This is a genomic window from Pseudomonas sp. MG-9 (assembly GCF_018729515.1).
Lineage (GTDB): Bacteria > Pseudomonadota > Gammaproteobacteria > Pseudomonadales > Pseudomonadaceae > Aquipseudomonas > Aquipseudomonas serboccidentalis.
Genome location: NZ_JAHHZH010000002.1, coordinates 773,415 through 790,042, shown reverse-complemented (window position 1 = coordinate 790,042; position 16,628 = coordinate 773,415). Strand labels below are relative to the sequence as shown.

19 protein-coding genes are annotated in these 16,628 nt (G+C 58.6%); 10 read left to right on the top strand and 9 right to left on the bottom strand.

The window, feature by feature from the left end:
• The coding region (locus tag KKQ10_RS08255) for a hypothetical protein (protein WP_215500758.1) at positions 1–282 on the top strand (282 nt) is incomplete at its 5' end.
• A gap of 122 nt (positions 283–404) precedes the next feature.
• On the opposite strand, the gene tyrS is transcribed toward KKQ10_RS08255, so the two are convergent.
• Complete coding sequence (gene tyrS / locus KKQ10_RS08250; protein ID WP_215500757.1) at positions 405–1,604, bottom strand: tyrosine--tRNA ligase; 1,200 nt, start codon at positions 1,602–1,604, stop codon at positions 405–407.
• 211 nt (positions 1,605–1,815) lie between these two features.
• On the opposite strand from tyrS, the gene KKQ10_RS08245 reads away from it, so the two are divergent.
• Both KKQ10_RS08245 and KKQ10_RS08240 read left to right on the top strand, forming a co-directional pair.
• Positions 1,816–3,240: a peptidoglycan DD-metalloendopeptidase family protein gene (locus tag KKQ10_RS08245; protein WP_127647759.1), complete on the top strand. Its 1,425-nt coding sequence runs from the start codon at positions 1,816–1,818 to the stop codon at positions 3,238–3,240.
• Between the two features lie 3 nt (positions 3,241–3,243).
• Positions 3,244–4,335, top strand: a complete 1,092-nt coding sequence (locus KKQ10_RS08240) for an anhydro-N-acetylmuramic acid kinase (RefSeq protein ID WP_215500756.1) — start codon at positions 3,244–3,246, stop codon at positions 4,333–4,335.
• Between the two features lie 75 nt (positions 4,336–4,410).
• On the opposite strand, the gene erpA is transcribed toward KKQ10_RS08240, so the two are convergent.
• Positions 4,411–4,761 (bottom strand): iron-sulfur cluster insertion protein ErpA, encoded by a 351-nt coding sequence (gene erpA, locus KKQ10_RS08235; protein ID WP_003228776.1) that lies wholly within the window; start codon positions 4,759–4,761, stop codon positions 4,411–4,413.
• Positions 4,762–4,908: 147 nt separating this feature from the next.
• On the bottom strand, positions 4,909–5,943 hold the full coding sequence (gene argC, locus KKQ10_RS08230; protein ID WP_215500755.1) for an N-acetyl-gamma-glutamyl-phosphate reductase: 1,035 nt from the start codon (positions 5,941–5,943) through the stop codon (positions 4,909–4,911).
• 135 nt (positions 5,944–6,078) lie between these two features.
• Between argC and hemJ the strand changes: the two genes are divergently transcribed.
• From hemJ to coq7, 6 genes are all read left to right on the top strand, one after another.
• On the top strand, positions 6,079–6,507 hold the full coding sequence (gene hemJ, locus KKQ10_RS08225) for a protoporphyrinogen oxidase HemJ (RefSeq protein WP_127647761.1): 429 nt from the start codon (positions 6,079–6,081) through the stop codon (positions 6,505–6,507).
• 33 nt (positions 6,508–6,540) lie between these two features.
• Positions 6,541–7,509 (top strand): NAD(P)H-dependent flavin oxidoreductase, encoded by a 969-nt coding sequence (locus KKQ10_RS08220; RefSeq protein ID WP_127647762.1) that lies wholly within the window; start codon positions 6,541–6,543, stop codon positions 7,507–7,509.
• A 77-nt stretch (positions 7,510–7,586) separates the two neighbouring features.
• Positions 7,587–8,537, top strand: coding sequence for a DUF805 domain-containing protein (locus KKQ10_RS08215; RefSeq protein WP_215500754.1), 951 nt, complete (start codon positions 7,587–7,589; stop codon positions 8,535–8,537).
• A 61-nt stretch (positions 8,538–8,598) separates the two neighbouring features.
• Complete coding sequence (locus KKQ10_RS08210; protein WP_127647764.1) at positions 8,599–9,387, top strand: SDR family NAD(P)-dependent oxidoreductase; 789 nt, start codon at positions 8,599–8,601, stop codon at positions 9,385–9,387.
• Between the two features lie 80 nt (positions 9,388–9,467).
• Complete coding sequence (locus KKQ10_RS08205; protein ID WP_127647765.1) at positions 9,468–9,806, top strand: histidine triad nucleotide-binding protein; 339 nt, start codon at positions 9,468–9,470, stop codon at positions 9,804–9,806.
• A 196-nt stretch (positions 9,807–10,002) separates the two neighbouring features.
• The gene (coq7, locus tag KKQ10_RS08200; RefSeq protein WP_127647766.1) at positions 10,003–10,650 is read left to right on the top strand and encodes a 2-polyprenyl-3-methyl-6-methoxy-1,4-benzoquinone monooxygenase; all 648 of its coding nucleotides are present in this window, start codon (positions 10,003–10,005) and stop codon (positions 10,648–10,650) included.
• Between the two features lie 115 nt (positions 10,651–10,765).
• On the opposite strand, the gene speD is transcribed toward coq7, so the two are convergent.
• Together speD and KKQ10_RS08190 are read right to left on the bottom strand one after the other, a co-directional pair.
• Positions 10,766–11,560: an adenosylmethionine decarboxylase gene (speD, locus tag KKQ10_RS08195; RefSeq protein WP_027610737.1), complete on the bottom strand. Its 795-nt coding sequence runs from the start codon at positions 11,558–11,560 to the stop codon at positions 10,766–10,768.
• Positions 11,561–11,797: 237 nt separating this feature from the next.
• Positions 11,798–12,220, bottom strand: coding sequence for an OsmC family protein (locus KKQ10_RS08190; protein ID WP_003228794.1), 423 nt, complete (start codon positions 12,218–12,220; stop codon positions 11,798–11,800).
• A 239-nt stretch (positions 12,221–12,459) separates the two neighbouring features.
• On the opposite strand from KKQ10_RS08190, the gene crp reads away from it, so the two are divergent.
• Complete coding sequence (gene crp / locus KKQ10_RS08185) at positions 12,460–13,104, top strand: cAMP-activated global transcriptional regulator CRP (protein ID WP_003228797.1); 645 nt, start codon at positions 12,460–12,462, stop codon at positions 13,102–13,104.
• Positions 13,105–13,114: 10 nt separating this feature from the next.
• Here the strand turns inward: crp and KKQ10_RS08180 are convergent, their stop codons facing one another.
• The 4 genes from KKQ10_RS08180 to KKQ10_RS08165 form a co-directional block, all read right to left on the bottom strand.
• A complete protein-coding gene (locus KKQ10_RS08180; RefSeq protein WP_215500753.1) occupies positions 13,115–13,813 on the bottom strand; it encodes a lipoate--protein ligase family protein in 699 nt (232 codons plus the stop codon).
• A 134-nt stretch (positions 13,814–13,947) separates the two neighbouring features.
• Entirely contained in the window at positions 13,948–14,784 is an 837-nt protein-coding gene (gene trpC, locus KKQ10_RS08175; protein WP_127647768.1) for an indole-3-glycerol phosphate synthase TrpC, read from the bottom strand.
• Positions 14,781–15,830: an anthranilate phosphoribosyltransferase gene (gene trpD, locus KKQ10_RS08170; RefSeq protein WP_127647769.1), complete on the bottom strand. Its 1,050-nt coding sequence runs from the start codon at positions 15,828–15,830 to the stop codon at positions 14,781–14,783. The genes trpC and trpD overlap by 4 nt, the downstream gene beginning before the upstream one ends.
• Before the next feature lie 9 nt (positions 15,831–15,839).
• Positions 15,840–16,433, bottom strand: a complete 594-nt coding sequence (locus tag KKQ10_RS08165; protein ID WP_127647770.1) for an aminodeoxychorismate/anthranilate synthase component II — start codon at positions 16,431–16,433, stop codon at positions 15,840–15,842.
• Positions 16,434–16,628: the final 195 nt, after the last annotated feature.

Sequence of the window (16,628 nt, the reverse complement as noted above, 5' to 3'; positions counted from 1 at the left end):
TTGTTAAAGAGCGGTTGGTTAAGATCTTTCGTCTCAACCGAGGCGCGCATTCTACAGCAGCCTCATTTGCTGTCAAGTGATTATTTTCAGAAGTTTTCGAAGATTTCTTCAACAACTTCAACCACTTGCGCTTCCGATCTCTCGTCAGCGGGAGGCGAATTCTACAGCGTTACACGCTGCTGTCAACACCTCTTTTTCACCGCTTTCGACCGAGAAGATCGAACCGTTAAAAGCACCGGACACGCCGGCATTTTCAACGCCTTCCAGGCTTCGATGAACTGAAGCAAGCCACTGTCGAAAACCGTATAACTCATTGAATCTCAAGGAGTTTTCCGTTTCGACTGCGCCGGAAGTGGGGCGAATTATAGACCTCTAGAATTCGCCGTCAACCCCTATCTTCAACTTTATTCAGATTTCAGCGTGATACGTGCAAATGCCTTCTTGCCCGCCTGGCAAACGTGGGTCGCGCCCAGTACGTATATAAAGGAGCGATCAACCACCTCACCGTCAACCCGCACACCACCAGAAGCCAACAGGTCGCGCGCCGCCGCCGAGTTCTTCACCAGACCCGCCTTATTAAGGACAGCAGCAATCGGCATATCTTCAGCAGAAGTCAGTTCGATCTCTGGCAGATCATCCGGTAGCTCGCCATCCTTCATACGGTTGCCCGCTGCACGATGAGCATTGGCTGCCGCCTCCTCACCATGGAAACGCGCAACAATTTCTTCCGCCAACTTGATCTTGATGTCGCGTGGGTTGGCCCCCGCCTCCACATCTGCGCGAAATGCATTGATCTCATCCATCGAACGGAAGCTGAGCAACTCGAAGTAACGCCACATCAACGCATCCGGGATCGAAACCAGCTTGCCGTACATAACACCTGGCGCTTCCTGGATGCCGACGTAGTTGCCCAACGATTTGGACATCTTCTTCACGCCATCCAGACCTTCAAGCAACGGCATGGTCAGAATGCATTGAGCTTCTTGACCATAACCACGCTGCAGTTCACGCCCCATCAGCAGGTTGAACTTCTGATCGGTACCGCCCAGCTCGACATCGGCGCGCAGAGCAACCGAGTCGTAGCCCTGAACCAGCGGGTAGAGGAACTCATGGATAGCGATTGGCTGATTGGTGGTGTAGCGCTTGTCGAAGTCATCGCGCTCCAGCATGCGAGCGACGGTGTATTGCGACGTCAGACGAATGAAGTCCGCCGGCCCCATCTGATCCATCCAGGTGGAGTTGAACGCAACTTCGGTTTTGGCCGGATCAAGAATCTTGAATACCTGAGACTTATAAGTCTCGGCATTCTCCAGTACCTGCTCACGAGTCAACGGAGGGCGAGTGGCGCTTTTGCCGCTCGGGTCACCGATCATCCCGGTGAAGTCGCCAATAAGGAAGATCACCTGATGCCCCAGCTCCTGGAACTGGCGCAGCTTATTAATAAGCACGGTATGACCCAAGTGCAGATCCGGAGCGGTTGGATCGAAACCAGCCTTGATACGCAGCGGCTGGCCGCGCTTGAGCTTCTCGATCAGCTCGGACTCGACCAATAGTTCTTCCGCACCACGTTTAATCAGCGCTAGCTGCTCTTCAACCGACTTCATAACAGACCCGCAAGGCTCAGATTCAAAGGGAACCAACCATACAAGATCGTGCACCAATTACAAGTTTTGCCCGGCGCACGGACACCAATCTACAGACAGGGTGTCTGTAGACTTGCTTCGGGGATGATTTGGTTATATTTTATACAGTTATTTCATCTTCATCATGTCATTCATCTTTTCCAATTCATCTTTTTCAAAGTCAAAACTACTTATGACCACTGAACCGTCTAAAGCGCCACCGCTTTACCCGAAGACCCACCTGCTCGCCGCAAGTGGAATCGCCGCCCTTCTCAGCCTGGCGCTCCTGGTATTCCCTTCCAGTGATGTTGAAGCCAAAAAGACGACCCTGAGCCTTGAACTGGAAAGTCCTGCTGAACAACTGACACAAGATCAAGACGCTGCTGACGCGGCTCAAGCCACAAATGAGCCCGTCGCTTCGCCATTTGCCCAGATCGAAAATACTGAAGAAAACACCCCGCAAACCGCTGTAGCCACACCGGCGCCGTCTCCGGTTGCCGAAAAACCAAAGGCACCCGGCCATCGGGAAGTGATCGTTGCCAAGGGTGACACTCTGTCCACCCTGTTTGAAAAGGTCGGCCTGCCAGCCGCTTCCGTGCATGAGGTATTGGCCAGCGACAAACAAGCCAAACAGTTCAGCCAGCTCAAACACGGCCAGAAACTCGAATTCGAACTGAACCCGGAAGGCCAACTGACCAGCCTGCACAGCAAGGTCAGTGACGTAGAAACCATCACCCTGACCAAGAATGACAAGGGCTATGCGTTCAACCGGGTCACCGCCAAACCTACCGTTCGTACAGCTTACGTCCACGGCGTCATCAATAGCTCGCTGTCACAATCCGCCGCTCGCGCCGGTCTTTCCCATAGCCTGACCATGGATATGGCCAGCGTCTTCGGCTACGACGTCGACTTCGCCCAGGACATCCGCCAGGGTGACGAATTCGACGTAATCTACGAGCAGAAAGTGGTCAACGGCAAGGCCGTCGGTACTGGCCCTATCCTGTCCGCACGCTTCACCAACCGCGGCAAGACCTACACCGCCGTGCGTTACACCAACAAGCAAGGCAACAGCAGCTATTACACCGCCGATGGCAACAGCATGCGCAAGGCGTTCATCCGTACACCGGTGGACTTCGCCCGCATCAGCTCGAAGTTCTCCATGGGACGCAAGCACCCGATCCTCAACAAGATCCGCGCCCACAAAGGCGTCGATTACGCAGCGCCACGCGGTACGCCAATCAAGGCTGCTGGCGACGGTAAAGTACTGCTGGCCGGTCGCCGCGGCGGCTACGGCAACACCGTGATCATCCAGCACGGCAACACCTACCGTACGCTCTACGGGCACATGCAGGGCTTCGCCAAAGGAGTGAAGACCGGCGGCACCGTCAAGCAGGGTCAGGTGATCGGTTATATCGGCACCACTGGCCTATCCACCGGCCCGCACTTGCACTACGAGTTCCAGGTCAACGGCGTTCACGTCGACCCACTGGGTCAGAAGCTGCCGATGGCCGATCCGATCGCCAAGTCCGAGCGTGCGCGCTTCCTTGCGCAGAGCCAGCCGTTGATGGCGCGCATGGACCAAGAGAAAGCCACCATGCTGGCTTCGAGCAAGCGTTAAGCCATGGCCCTCTATATCGGTGTGATGTCCGGAACCAGCCTCGATGGACTGGACATCGCGCTGATCGAACAGACCCAGGCGATCAAGCTGATCGCCACACACTACATCCCCATGCCTGACGCCCTGCGCACTGAGCTCTTGAGCTTGTGCGCCAGCGGCCCTGACGAAATTGCCCGCTCGGCAATCGCCCAGCAGCACTGGGTGCAACTCGCCGCACAGGGGATCCATACCCTGCTCGACCAACAGCAACTCAAGCCTGAAGCCATTCGCGCGATCGGCAGCCATGGGCAAACCATTCGCCATGAACCAGCCCGTGGTTTCACCGTGCAGATCGGCAATCCTGCGCTACTCACAGAGCTGACCGGCATCACTGTTGTCAGTGACTTCCGTAGCCGCGATGTGGCCGCAGGTGGTCAGGGCGCCCCGCTGGTGCCTGCCTTCCACGAGGCTTTGTTTGAAGAGCGTACCGGTAACCGTGCGGTGTTGAATGTCGGTGGTTTCAGCAATCTCAGCCTGATTGAGCCAACCAGGCCTGTAGCCGGTTTCGACTGCGGCCCTGGGAATGTGCTGATGGATGCCTGGATTCACCAGCAACGCGGCGAAAACTACGATCGCAACGGCCAATGGGCAGCCACCGGCAAAGTCGAGCCCGCATTGCTGAAAGCGCTTCTAAGCGACCCGTTCTTCGTGACCAAAGGCCCGAAAAGCACCGGCAGGGAAGTGTTCAACCTGCCTTGGCTGGAACAACACCTGTCCAGACTGCCGACCTTTGCCGCTGAAAACGTCCAGGCTACGCTGCTGGAGCTGACAGCACTGACCATCGTGGAGTCGTTGCAAAGCGCTCAAACCGATACCCGGGAAATGCTGGTCTGCGGCGGTGGCGCGCACAATGCCACACTGATGAAACGCTTGGCGGACCTGCTGCCCAATGCAATCGTTGCCAGCACGGCCAGCCACGGCGTCGATCCAGACTGGGTCGAGGCCATGGCCTTCGCCTGGCTGGCCCATTGCTGCCTCGAAGGCATTGCCGCCAATCGCCCGAGTGTCACTGGCGCCAAAGGCCTGCGCGTACTCGGCGCGATCTACCCCAACTGAGCAAAACTCAGGCAACAAAAAACGCCGCAGGACCGTAAGGCTCTGCGGCGTTTTGTTGTGTGCAGCGCAGTGCGATCAGATCGAGAACGAAGAACCGCAACCACAGGTCGTGGTGGCATTCGGGTTCTTGATCACGAAGCGCGAACCTTCCAGACCTTCCTGGTAGTCGACTTCGGCACCGGCCAGGTACTGGAAGCTCATCGGATCCACCACCAGACTCACGCCTTCGCGCTCGACGATGGTGTCGTCCTCGGCCACATCTTCATCGAAGGTGAAACCGTACTGAAACCCTGAACAACCGCCGCCCGTAACGAATACGCGCAGCTTCAAGCGATCATTCCCCTCTTCATCGACCAGGCTCTTCACCTTGTGCGCAGCACCTTGGGTGAATTGCAAAGCCGTGGGGGTGAAGGATTCGACGCTCATGCTGACTATCTCCCGGCGTTACGCCGCCATAATGCGTGATGACGCGCATTATCCGCTTGTCCTAGAAAATCGGTCAACTATTAGAGGAGCAGCGGCAAGATTCAAGCTGTGAGCTTCAAGCTTGCCGCTTACAACTTGTAGCTGCCCTTATGGCAGCATACCGGCGTGAGACAAGCCGAAGCGCTCGTCCAGCCCGAACAGGATATTCATGTTCTGCACCGCCTGACCCGACGCCCCTTTGACCAGGTTGTCGATCACCGACAGCACCACTACCAGATCGCCATCCTGCGGACGGTGAACCGCGATGCGGCAGACGTTGGCACCGCGCACGCTGCGGGTTTCCGGATGGCTGCCAGCCGGCATCACATCGACGAACGGCTCGTTGGCATAACGCTTTTCGAACAGTGCCTGCAGATCCACTGAACGATCAACCACGGTCGCGTAAAGCGTGGAGTGAATACCACGGATCATCGGCGTCAGGTGCGGAACGAAGGTCAGGCCAACGTCCTTACCGGCGGCGCGACGCAGACCCTGGCGAATTTCCGGCAGGTGACGGTGACCTTTCACCGCGTAAGCCTTCATGCTTTCCGACGTCTCAGAGTACAGCGAGCCTACAGCTGCGCCACGACCGGCGCCGCTGACACCGGATTTACAGTCGGCGATCAGACGCGAAGTATCGGCCAGACCTGCTTCCAGCAGCGGCAGAAAACCCAGTTGTGTCGCGGTCGGATAGCAACCCGGAACGGCAATCAGGCGCGCGTTCTTGATCTGCTCACGATTGACTTCCGGTAGCCCGTAAACCGCTTCGTCCAGCAGCGCCGGCGCCCCGTGCGGCTGGCCGTACCACTTGGCCCACTCTTCAGCGTCTTGCAGACGGAAGTCCGCCGACAGGTCGATGACCTTGGTGCCCGCCGCCAGCAACTCACCCGCCAGAGCATGCGCGACGCCGTGCGGCGTGGCGAAGAACACCACGTCGCAAGCCCCCAGGGTCTTGATGTCCGGCACGCTGAATGCCAGGCCGTCATAGTGGCCGCGCAGGTTCGGGTACATGTCAGCCACAGCCAGACCGGCCTCGGATCGAGAAGTGATCACCACCACTTCTGCCTGCGGATGCTGTGCCAACAGACGCAGCAGTTCGACACCGGTGTAACCCGTGCCGCCGACGATACCGACCTTGACCATAAACCTGCCCTCAACGAACCCACTGGAAAGCCGTCGATAATAGGGGCCGCGCGCGCCTGCGACAACCGTCAAGGTGACGTGCGGATGCACAAGCCTCTACTATCCGGCTTACCGTGAATCAGGGAATAACTAAAAATGCTCTATCTGTGGATCAAAGCGTTTCATATCGTCAGCATCGTGTGCTGGTTTGCCGGACTGTTCTACTTGCCGCGGCTGTTCGTTTATCACGCGCAAAGTGAAGACGCCGTCAGCAAGGAACGCTTCAGCATCATGGAGCGCAAGCTGTATCGCGGCATCATGGGCCCGGCGATGATCGCCACGCTGATCTTCGGCGGCTGGCTGATCTACCTCAATCCAGGCATCTTCAGCATGGGCGGCTGGATTCACGCCAAGCTGACCCTGGTGGTGTTACTGATCGGTTATCACCACATGTGCGGCGCGCAGGTAAAACGTTTCGCCCGTGGCGAGAACACCCGCAGCCATGTCTTTTATCGCTGGTTCAATGAAGTGCCGGTTCTGATATTGCTGGCTATCGTAATTCTGGTCGTGGTCAAGCCGTTCTAACTTCTATAGGCACCACACTTCGGGGGATTTCCAATGTCGCTGCCCGCTCTGCTCGAACAACGTCTGCGCCTGCCTGTCGTGGCGGCGCCGATGTTCCTGATTTCCAACCCGGAGCTGGTGCTCGCCTGCTGCCGCAACGGCGTGGTCGGCAGTTTTCCGGCCCTGAACCAGCGCGAAAGCAGCGGTTTCAAAGCCTGGCTGGAGCAAATCGAAGCAGGACTGGCGACGCTGGACAACCCGGCGCCGTATGCCGTGAACCTGATCGTTCACAACAGCAACCCGCGCCTGCAGGCAGACCTGAACATCTGCGTCGAACACAAAGTGCCGATTGTCATCACCAGCCTCGGCGCGGTGAAGGAACTGGTCGACGCGGTTCACAGCTACGGCGGCCTGGTGTTCCACGATGTGACCACCCGCCGCCATGCCGAGAAAGCGGCCGAGGCCGGGGTCGACGGTTTGATCGCTGTCGCGGCGGGTGCCGGCGGCCATGCCGGGACCTGGAGTCCGTTTGCGCTGATCGCCGAGATCCGTGAGTTTTTCGATAAAACCCTGTTGCTTGCAGGATGCCTTAACCATGGCCATGAGATTCTCGCCGCACAACTGCTCGGCGCGGATCTGGCCTACTTCGGTACGCGATTTATCGGTACCACCGAAAGCCATGCGCCTGACGCCTACAAGCAGATGCTGCTGACTGCCAAAGCGGCAGACATCATTCATACTCCTGCGGTCTCTGGCGTGCCGGCCAGCTTCATGCGCCAAAGCCTGCAAGCGGCAGGTTTCGACATGGCCGCGCTGCAAGGCAAGGGCGAGGTCAATTTCGGTGACAAGCTCAAACCGATCAACGATGAAGCCAAGGCCTGGAAGACTGTGTGGTCCGCCGGCCAGGGCGTAGGGCAAATCGACGACCTGCCGAGTGTGGATCAGTTGATTACCCGGCTCGACGCGGAATATCGTCAGGCGCTGGAACACGCAGCGCAGTTGCCGAAACGCTGGCCTCGCTGAGAAAAACCAGGCCGGTTGCCGACCGACTGGCCTTACAATTCGATCCTCTATTCATTCGCGACAAGGATGCCACGGCCATGAGCGAACCCCGTTACAAGATCGTTTTCGACGGCGCTCTACAGCCCGGAGTCGATCTCACCACCGCCAAGCTTAATCTGGCGGCCCTGTTCAAAAGCGATGTCGCCGGCATTGAGCGCCTGTTCAACGGCAATACCATCGCCCTCAAGCGCGACCTGTCCCACAGTGATGCACAGACCTATCTGCAAGCACTGGGCAAGACCGGGATCGACGCACGGATCGAAAGCGAAACGGCGATCGAGCTGAATCTGGCTGACGTGCACGAACACCCGACTACCGTCGCAGAACCGGACTCCCCCTACGCACCGCCACGCGCCAACGTCGGCGAGAACCTGCCGGCATTCGCTACGCTCAAGCCATTCAGCGTTGAAGGGCGGATCGGTCGCCTGCGCTTCCTCGCCTGGACAATGGTGCTGAGCCTGGTGACCCTGCCGATCATTGGCGTGTTCGCCCTGATCGGTCTCGGCCTGGTCAGCGGCGACTCCACCACCGGCCTGATCATCGGCGGCATTTTTGCGTTCTTCCTGTTTCTCGGTTTCATCATTGTCAGCATCCTGTTCAGCGTGCAGCGTCTGCACGATATCGGCTGGTCCGGCTGGTTATGGTTGCTGAATCTGGTGCCCTTCGTGGGCAGCTTCTTCCCGTTGGTGATCATGGTCGTACCGGGCAACACCGGCGCCAACCGTTACGGCGCGCCGCCGCCACCCAACAGCACCGCGGTCAAGGTGCTGTGCTCGCTGTGGATCGTGTTCGTCGCCCTGATATTTGTCGGCGGCATGCTGGGCGGCATCTCGGCCATTCAGCAGGAATATGAAACCAACCTCGAAAGCAGCTACGAAAGCGGCTCGGTCACCACTGATGAAGTCGAGGTCGAGACCGAACCCGCGGCGAATTCGGAGGAGGATGCAGCCGAAGCCGCTCCGGCCCCTGTAGACTCTGCGAAAGAATGAACAACGCTCCCCGCCGTGACACCTGCGTCGCTGGCGCGGAGCTGTTGCGATGGAGAATTGCATGACCCGTTACGCTCTGATCACTGGCGCCTCCAGCGGCATCGGCCTGGCCATGGCCGAAGCCCTGGCCCGGCGCGGCCGCAGCCTGATTTTGGTGGCCCGACAGCGTGATCAGCTGGAAAGTATCGCAATCGAACTGACCCAGCGGTTTGGCGTGGAGGTATTGTTCCGCGCCTGCGACCTCGGCGAGCCTTTGCGCCTGTCCGGTTTCCTGCTGGAGCTGGAAGAAGGCGACCGACAGATCGATCTGTTGGTCAACTGCGCCGGCATCGGCACCTGCGGCCCGTTTCTGGCACAGGACTGGATGACCGAGCAGGACCTGATCGAAGTGAACATCCTCGCCCTCACTCGCCTGTGCCACGCCATTGGTAACAGCATGGCCCTGCAGGGCGGCGGGCAGATTCTCAACGTGGCCTCGGTGGCGGCGTTCAATCCCGGCCCGTGGATGAGCACTTACTACGCCAGCAAGGCTTACGTCTTGCACTTTTCCGAAGCGCTGCGGGTTGAGCTCAAACAGAGCGCGGTCAAGGTATCGGTGCTCTGCCCCGGCCCGACCCGCACCGCGTTTTTCCGCACTGCACAGCTCAACAGCGACAAACTCAAGGACAGCAAGCTGCTGATGAGTCCCGAGGAAGTCGCGCTTTACACCGTGCGCGCGCTGGAAAAAAACCGCGCAATCATCATTCCGGGACGGCGCAACCGCTGGTTCGCCTTCCTGCCGCGCCTAGGCTCGCGCTGGCTCAACCGCACCATCGTCGGCATGATCAACAAAGCTTACTGCCCGCGTTGAACTGTCCTACGGCAAAACACTGGGCGGAGCCATTTCCCATGAGTACACTCAGGCCAGCCCACACAACGGAGAAAACAGCAGTGGATACTCTGTTCACCAAGATCATCAACCGGGAGATTCCGGCCAAGATCATCTACGAGGACGACCAGGTTCTGGCGTTCCACGACATCGCCCCTCAGGCACCGGTGCATTTTCTGGTGATCCCGAAGAAGCCGGTACGCACCCTCAATGACCTGACCGAAGACGACAAGGCACTGGCCGGGCACATTCTGTTCACTGCCCAGCGTCTGGCGCTGGAGCTGGGCTGCGAAGAAGGCTTCCGGGTGGTGATGAACTGCAATGAACAAGGTGGGCAGACCGTCTATCACATTCATATGCACGTTCTGGGTCAGCGTCAGATGAACTGGCCACCGGGCTAAAACGCAACCAATTCCCTGTGGGAGCGAGCCTGCTCGCGAAGACGCCGGCACGTTCAACATGTCGCCGCCTGATACAACGCCTTCGCGAGCAGGCTCGCTCCCACAAAAAGTTCGACCGCCTGCCAAATGACCCAGCGCAAACCTTCCCCGGCCGATTCGGTTAAACTGGCCATCGAGATTTTTCCCGGAGGTCAGCATGACTACCCAACGTCACTACTCGCCGATTGACCGTCTTCTGCTGCAGGCCGATGCCGCGATGCGCACCCTGCTGCCCTTCAGCGGCCAGGCTTACCGTCCGTCGCCAGCCATTGTGCAGCCTGAAGTGCAGATGAGCGACGAAGACACCCGCCACGTTGCCGGCCTGATGCGCATCAACCATACCGGTGAAGTCTGCGCCCAGGCGCTGTATCAGGGTCAGGCGCTGACCGCCAAGTTGCCGCAGGTGCGTGCAGCCATGGAGCACGCCGCGGAAGAAGAGATCGATCATCTGGTGTGGTGCGAGCAGCGCATCCATCAACTGGGCAGCCACACCAGCGTGCTCAACCCGCTGTTCTACGGGATGTCATTCGGCATTGGCGCCGTGGCCGGCCTGATCAGTGACAAGGTCAGCCTGGGTTTCGTCGCGGCCACCGAGCACCAGGTGTGCAAGCACTTGAACGAGCACCTTGAGCAATTGCCGGCCGAAGACGAGAAGTCCCGGGCGATTCTGGAGCAGATGCGCATTGATGAAGAACATCACGCGGAGAGTGCACTGGATGCCGGCGGTTTCCGCTTTCCGGCGCCGGTGAAGTTCGGGATGAGTCTGTTGGCGAAGGTGATGACCAAGAGCACCTACAGGATCTGACTTTAGCGTTGTCTGGCAGAGCCTCTTCGCGAGCGAGCTCCCACAGGGCTCTGTGTTTCGGCAATAAAAAAGGCGACTACCGCAAAGTAGTCGCCTTTTTTGTGCCCGAAAACTCTTACGCCGGCATGTTGCGCGCGTAGAAGATTTCCAGCATTTCGTGTTTCACACGCTCGGTCACCTGAGCACGCTGCTCGGAGGACAGGTTGCTGGTGGCGTCGCCGAACAGGTAGTTATCCAGTTCGAAGTTCTTCAGCAGCATTTTGGTGTGGAACAGGTTTTCCTGGTACACGTTCACGTCGGTCATCTGGTACGCGTCGCGGGTGTCTTCGGAAAGGTAGTTCTGGATCGAGTTGATCTCGTGATCGATGAAGTGCTTGTTACCCTCAACGTCACGGGTGAAGCCGCGCACACGGTAATCCACAGTCACGATGTCCGAATCGAACTGGTGAATGAGGAAGTTGAGCGCTTTAAGCGGTGAAATGACACCACAGGTCGACACGTCGATGTCCACACGGAACGTCGCAATACCGGCATCCGGATGGATTTCCGGGTAGGTATGCACCGTGATGTGGCTCTTGTCGAGGTGGGCAAGGATGATTTCGGGCAATGGACCCGGGGACTCTTCGATCTGGCTGTCAGTCGGGGTTACCGGCTCTTCCGAGATCAGAATCGTGACGCTGGCACCCTGAGGCTCATAGTTCTGACTGGCAATGTTCAGAATGTTGGCACCAATGATTTCGACAACTTCCGTGAGGATCTGCGTCAGGCGTTCGGCGTTGTACTCTTGATTGATGTACTCGACGTAAGCCTGCTGGTCTTGCGGGGTTTCCGCGTAGCAGATGTCATAGATGTTGAAGCTCAAGGTCTTTGTCAGGTTATTGAACCCGTGGAGCTTGAGTTTGCTTTTCACCGTTAAAAACTCTCTATGTATGCGGCGCAGCCGCGTGATCAAGCATGCCCGTCAAATGCGAACAACGCACCTGCGTAGGACGGTTAACACCTCTTCGCGATGGCGATTTTGGTTATCTGTTCAGGCGAATGACCCGTCGGTTGACCGATCACAGCCCTGAAAAAAGTGGCGCATTATGCAGACGTCAGCGAGGGATCGCCAGAGTCTGCACTGCTTTTATGATAGTTGAATGTCGGTTCAACCGAGTTCGACGATTTCATAATCGTGGGTGATCGCCACGCCGGCCGCGCCGAGCATGATCGAGGCCGAGCAATATTTCTCGGCAGACAGTTCGATGGCGCGTTTGACCTGGGCTTCTTTGAGGCCGCGACCCTTGACCACGAAGTGCATATGGATCTTGGTAAACACCTTCGGATCTTCGGTTGCACGCTCGGCTTCGAGGAACGCTTCGCAGCTTTCAACGGCCTGACGCGACTTCTTCAGGATGCTGACCACATCGAAGTTGCTGCAACCGCCAACGCCCAGCAGGAGCATTTCCATCGGGCGAACACCCAGATTACGACCACCGGCGTCCGGCGGACCGTCCATGACCACGACATGACCGCTACCGGATTCGCCGAGGAACATGGCTTCGCCAGCCCATTGGATGCGTGCCTTCATCGCCAAGACTCCACTGTAGAAAAAAGGGTCGCCAGCTTAGCACAGGCCTTTGCTTTGACAGCGCGCGTCGCTCCTAGGACGGATGCCTTTGCAACGTAGGTAATTTCTCGAATTTGCGACGAAGTGTCTGGTAAGCTGGCGCCAATTCGCTGGCGCCAATTGTCAGCCTGTGTAGCGACCGCCTTCAGCGCCTCATAAAAAAATCAAACATTACCGTGCAGTCTTTTCGGGATACAACCATGGTTGCTATTACCCCCACACCCAAAATCAAGAACCTCGACAAGCTGTTGATGCATTGCCAGCGCCGTCGCCATGCGGCCAAGAGCAACATCATCTGCGCGGGCGATCGTTCGGACACGCTGTACTTCATCATCAAAGGTTCGGTGACCATCCTGATCGAGGATGACGACGGTCGCGAAATGATCATCGCCTACCTCAATGCCGGGGATTTCTTCGGTGAGTTGGGCCTGTTCGAACAGGCGGGCCAGGAACAGGAACGCAGTGCCTGGGTGCGGGCCAAGGTCGAATGCGAAATCGCCGAAATCAGCTACGTGAAGTTCCGCGAATTGTCGCAGCAGGATCCAGACATTCTTTACGTCCTCAGCGGACAAATCGCACAACGCCTGCGCAATACCACGCGCAAGGTCGGCGATCTGGCGTTCTTCGACGTCACCGGTCGTGTGGCCCGTTGCCTGCTGGAGTTGTGCAAGCAGCCCGACGCGATGACCCACCCGGACGGCATGCAGATCAAAGTGACCCGTCAGGAAATCGGGCGGATTGTCGGTTGTTCGCGGGAGATGGTCGGTCGCGTGCTCAAGGATCTTGAAGAGCGCAACCTGGTCGATGTGAAAGGCAAGACCATGGTGGTCTTCGGCACGCGCTAAACGCGCAACCTCAGGCGCTGTAGACCTGCGCCAGCATCAAACGAAACAGCTCATCCAGACGCGCCAATGCATTTGGCGCGGCGAATTTCTCGTGCAGGGCGATGTGGCTTTCAGCCCGCACCCGCTGCTCCAGACCGCAAGCTTCATTGAAGCGATTGACCGCCGCAACCATCGACTCGCGCTCGTTATCCACCAGCATCGCCCCGTGCACCAGGCCCACTGGGCGTTGACCGCCCTGACTCTGGCGCCAGCGCTGGGCCGTGCCGACCATCTTGCGCCCATCGAGATTGACGTTGAAACGTCCGTCGCAGAACGCACCGTCGATTTCACCCAGAGACGACGAGCCACCCAGTTCATCCAGCAATTCGCAGATCGGATCACACAGGCGCCGGTAACCGGTTTCGATGCGATTCAGATCGCCTTCGCTGCGGGGCGGAGCGTAGACCAACGCGATGTTGATGGTTGAAGCCGATTGCGGAACCGGCTCGCCACCGGTTTCACGCAGCAGCACCGGCCAGCCGGCCGCGGCGGAGACTTGGCAGGCCCGTTCGAAACCGGGCAGACGATTGAGGCGGCGCGGCATGACCAGCGCGCGATCGCTGGGCTGCCAGAACAGCAGGCCGAATTCGGCGTCGCCGGCGCAGATGGAAGCGAGCAAATCCTGTTCGGTTTGCAGGCCGGTTTCGATGGTGAGGGAGGCAGGGATCATAAGGTTTCCGTAGGACGTTCAGTCTAAGGTGAATCTTATGTCGTCATCGCGAGCAGGCTCACGCCTACAGGGGGAACGCATTCCAAGTGTAGGCGTGAGGCTGCTCGCGATGGCGTCTACTCGGTCTGACTGAGTCAGTCGAGGGTCGAACCACTCACCGGAACACCGCGCTCCGGGAAGAACAGCCGCTGCAGTTCGGTGCCCGGGCTTTCGGCGCGCATGAACGCCTCGCCCACCAGGAACGCGTAGACGTCGCTGATTTCCATCAGCTCGACATCAGCGCGGTTGAGGATGCCGCTCTCGGTGATCACCAGACGATCGCGGGGAATGCGCGGCAGCAGGTCGAGGGTGGTTTCCAGGCTGACGTCGAAGGTGTGCAGATTACGGTTGTTGACCCCGACCAGTGGCGTGTCGAGGGTTTTCAGTGCGCGCTCCAGCTCATCACCATCGTGCACCTCCACCAGCACATCGAGACCGACGCTTTTGGCGACCGAGGCCAGCTCGGCCATTTTCACGTCGTCCAGTGCGGAGACGATCAACAGCACGCAGTCGGCGCCCAGCGCACGGGCTTCGACGATCTGGTACGGATCGATCATGAAGTCCTTGCGGATCACCGGCAGCTTGCACGCGGCGCGGGCCTGTTGCAGGTAGGCATCGGCACCTTGAAAGTAATCAATGTCGGTCAGCACCGACAGGCAGGTCGCCCCGCCCTTCTCGTAGCTCCTGGCGATATCGGCAGGTACGAAGTGCTCGCGAATCACGCCTTTGCTTGGCGAGGCTTTCTTGATTTCCGCAATGACTGCCGGCTGTTTCGTCTTGGCCTGATCGATCAATGCCTTGGCAAAACCACGGGGTGCATCGGCCGCCTTGGCCAGACTTTCCAGCTCGCTCAGGCTGACGCGAGCGCTACGCTCGGCGACTTCCTGGACTTTGCGCGCCAGAATGTTTTCCAGAACCGTCGGTACACTCATCCCTCATTCTCCACTTTGAATACCGCGGTAAAGGCACCCAACTCCTCGAGTTTTTCCCGAGCGAGGCCGGTGTGCAGAGCGTCGTGCGCAAGCGCCACGCCTTCTTTCAAACTTGTGGCCAGGTCGGCGGCGTACAGCGCTGCACCGGCATTGAGCACAATCATTTCAGCGGCTTTCTGGCCGTTTTCGGTCTTGCGCTTGCCCAGTGCATCACGGATCAGCGCCAGCGACGCTTCCGGCCCTTCGACCGACAGACCGTGCAGGCTCTGGCTCTTCATGCCCAGATCTTCCGGTTCGACCCAATATTCAGTGATTTCGTTGTTCTTCAACTCGGCGACATAGGTCGGCGCAGCCAGACTGAATTCGTCCAGACCGTCCTTCGAATGCACCACCAGCACGTGTTTGCTGCCCAGGCGCTGCAAGACTTCGGCCAATGGCCGGCACAAGGCCTGAGTGAACACGCCCACCACCTGATGTTTCACACCGGCCGGATTCGTAAGCGGGCCGAGCATGTTGAACAGGGTACGCAGGCCGAGATCGCGGCGCGGGCCAGCGGCGTACTTCATGGCTTTGTGATGGGTCTGGGCAAACATGAAACCGATGCCGACGTTGTCGATGCAACGGGCAACCTGTACCGGCGTCAGGTTCAGATAGATGCCGGCGGCTTCCAGCAAGTCGGCGCTGCCGCTCTTGCCCGATACCGCGCGGTTGCCGTGCTTGGCCACGGTGCAACCGGCTGCCGCGACGACAAAGGAAGAAGCCGTCGAGACGTTGAAGATGTTCGCACCGTCACCGCCGGTGCCGACTACATCGACCACACCGTCGAGGGTCTTGAGTTCAACCTGATCGGCCAGCTCGCGCATCACCGACACGGCGCCGACGATCTCGTCGATGCTCTCGCTCTTCATGCGCATGGCCATCATGAACGCGCCGATCTGCGCGTCGGTGCATTGGCCGGTCATGATTTCGCGCATCACGTCGCGCATTTCGTCGGTGCTGAGGTCGAGGTGATCGACGATACGGCTCAGGGCTGTCTTGATATTCATGGGAAGTCCTTAGCGCGTGCCGCCGGTTTGTTTGAGGAAGTTGGCAAACAGTTCATGGCCCTGCTCGGTCAGAATCGACTCGGGGTGGAACTGTACGCCCTCAATGTTCAGGGTCTTGTGCCGCAGGCCCATGATTTCGTCGACGCTGCCGTCGTCGTGCTGGGTCCATGCGGTCAGCTCCAGACAATCAGGCAAAGTATCGTGCTTGACGATCAGCGAGTGGTAACGGGTAACCGTCAGCGGATGATTCAGACCGGCGAAAACACCCTTGTCCTCGTGGAATACCGGGCTAGTCTTACCGTGCATCACCTGACGGGCACGCACCACATCGCCGCCGAAGGCCTGACCGATGGACTGGTGGCCCAGGCATACGCCGAGGATCGGCAGTTTGCCGGCAAAGTGTTTGATGGCTTCGATGGAGATGCCGGCTTCGCTCGGTGTGCACGGGCCTGGGGAGACCACGATGCGCTCCGGGTTGAGCGCTTCGATTTCGGCGATGGTCAGCTCGTCGTTGCGCACCACCTTGACCTCGGCACCCAGCTCGCCGAGGTATTGCACAACGTTGTAAGTAAAGGAGTCGTAGTTGTCGATCATCAGCAACATGGCGTTTCGAACCTCTTGAATTCTGACTTGAAGACAGCCTTCAGATGACTTGCCCGCAGGGCGCTGCACGATGTCGGACGCGCAGGTAGCGTCGGCACAGCGGCATTTCAAACGGGCAAGGAAGGCAAAGCGATACAGATCCGGCCGGGCCGGCAGAAAAGATTCAGGCGCGCCAACGCCAACGGGCGTGTGCCT

What these genes read in the sequence shown, in the direction of transcription:
- KKQ10_RS08180 (WP_215500753.1), bottom strand. Translation starts at nt 13,813, where the DNA reads ATGATCCCTGCCTCCCTCACCATCGAAACCGGCCTGCAAACCGAACAG.
- trpC (WP_127647768.1), bottom strand. Translation starts at nt 14,784, where the DNA reads ATGAGTGTACCGACGGTTCTGGAAAACATTCTGGCGCGCAAAGTCCAG.
- trpD (WP_127647769.1), bottom strand. Translation starts at nt 15,830, where the DNA reads ATGAATATCAAGACAGCCCTGAGCCGTATCGTCGATCACCTCGACCTC.
- erpA (WP_003228776.1), bottom strand. Translation starts at nt 4,761, where the DNA reads ATGAGCGTCGAATCCTTCACCCCCACGGCTTTGCAATTCACCCAAGGT.
- coq7 (WP_127647766.1), top strand. Translation starts at nt 10,003, where the DNA reads ATGACTACCCAACGTCACTACTCGCCGATTGACCGTCTTCTGCTGCAG.
- KKQ10_RS08190 (WP_003228794.1), bottom strand. Translation starts at nt 12,220, where the DNA reads ATGAAGGCACGCATCCAATGGGCTGGCGAAGCCATGTTCCTCGGCGAA.
- KKQ10_RS08215 (WP_215500754.1), top strand. Translation starts at nt 7,587, where the DNA reads ATGAGCGAACCCCGTTACAAGATCGTTTTCGACGGCGCTCTACAGCCC.
- tyrS (WP_215500757.1), bottom strand. Translation starts at nt 1,604, where the DNA reads ATGAAGTCGGTTGAAGAGCAGCTAGCGCTGATTAAACGTGGTGCGGAA.
- crp (WP_003228797.1), top strand. Translation starts at nt 12,460, where the DNA reads ATGGTTGCTATTACCCCCACACCCAAAATCAAGAACCTCGACAAGCTG.
- KKQ10_RS08210 (WP_127647764.1), top strand. Translation starts at nt 8,599, where the DNA reads ATGACCCGTTACGCTCTGATCACTGGCGCCTCCAGCGGCATCGGCCTG.
- KKQ10_RS08165 (WP_127647770.1), bottom strand. Translation starts at nt 16,433, where the DNA reads ATGTTGCTGATGATCGACAACTACGACTCCTTTACTTACAACGTTGTG.
- hemJ (WP_127647761.1), top strand. Translation starts at nt 6,079, where the DNA reads ATGCTCTATCTGTGGATCAAAGCGTTTCATATCGTCAGCATCGTGTGC.
- KKQ10_RS08240 (WP_215500756.1), top strand. Translation starts at nt 3,244, where the DNA reads ATGGCCCTCTATATCGGTGTGATGTCCGGAACCAGCCTCGATGGACTG.
- KKQ10_RS08220 (WP_127647762.1), top strand. Translation starts at nt 6,541, where the DNA reads ATGTCGCTGCCCGCTCTGCTCGAACAACGTCTGCGCCTGCCTGTCGTG.
- argC (WP_215500755.1), bottom strand. Translation starts at nt 5,943, where the DNA reads ATGGTCAAGGTCGGTATCGTCGGCGGCACGGGTTACACCGGTGTCGAA.
- KKQ10_RS08245 (WP_127647759.1), top strand. Translation starts at nt 1,816, where the DNA reads ATGACCACTGAACCGTCTAAAGCGCCACCGCTTTACCCGAAGACCCAC.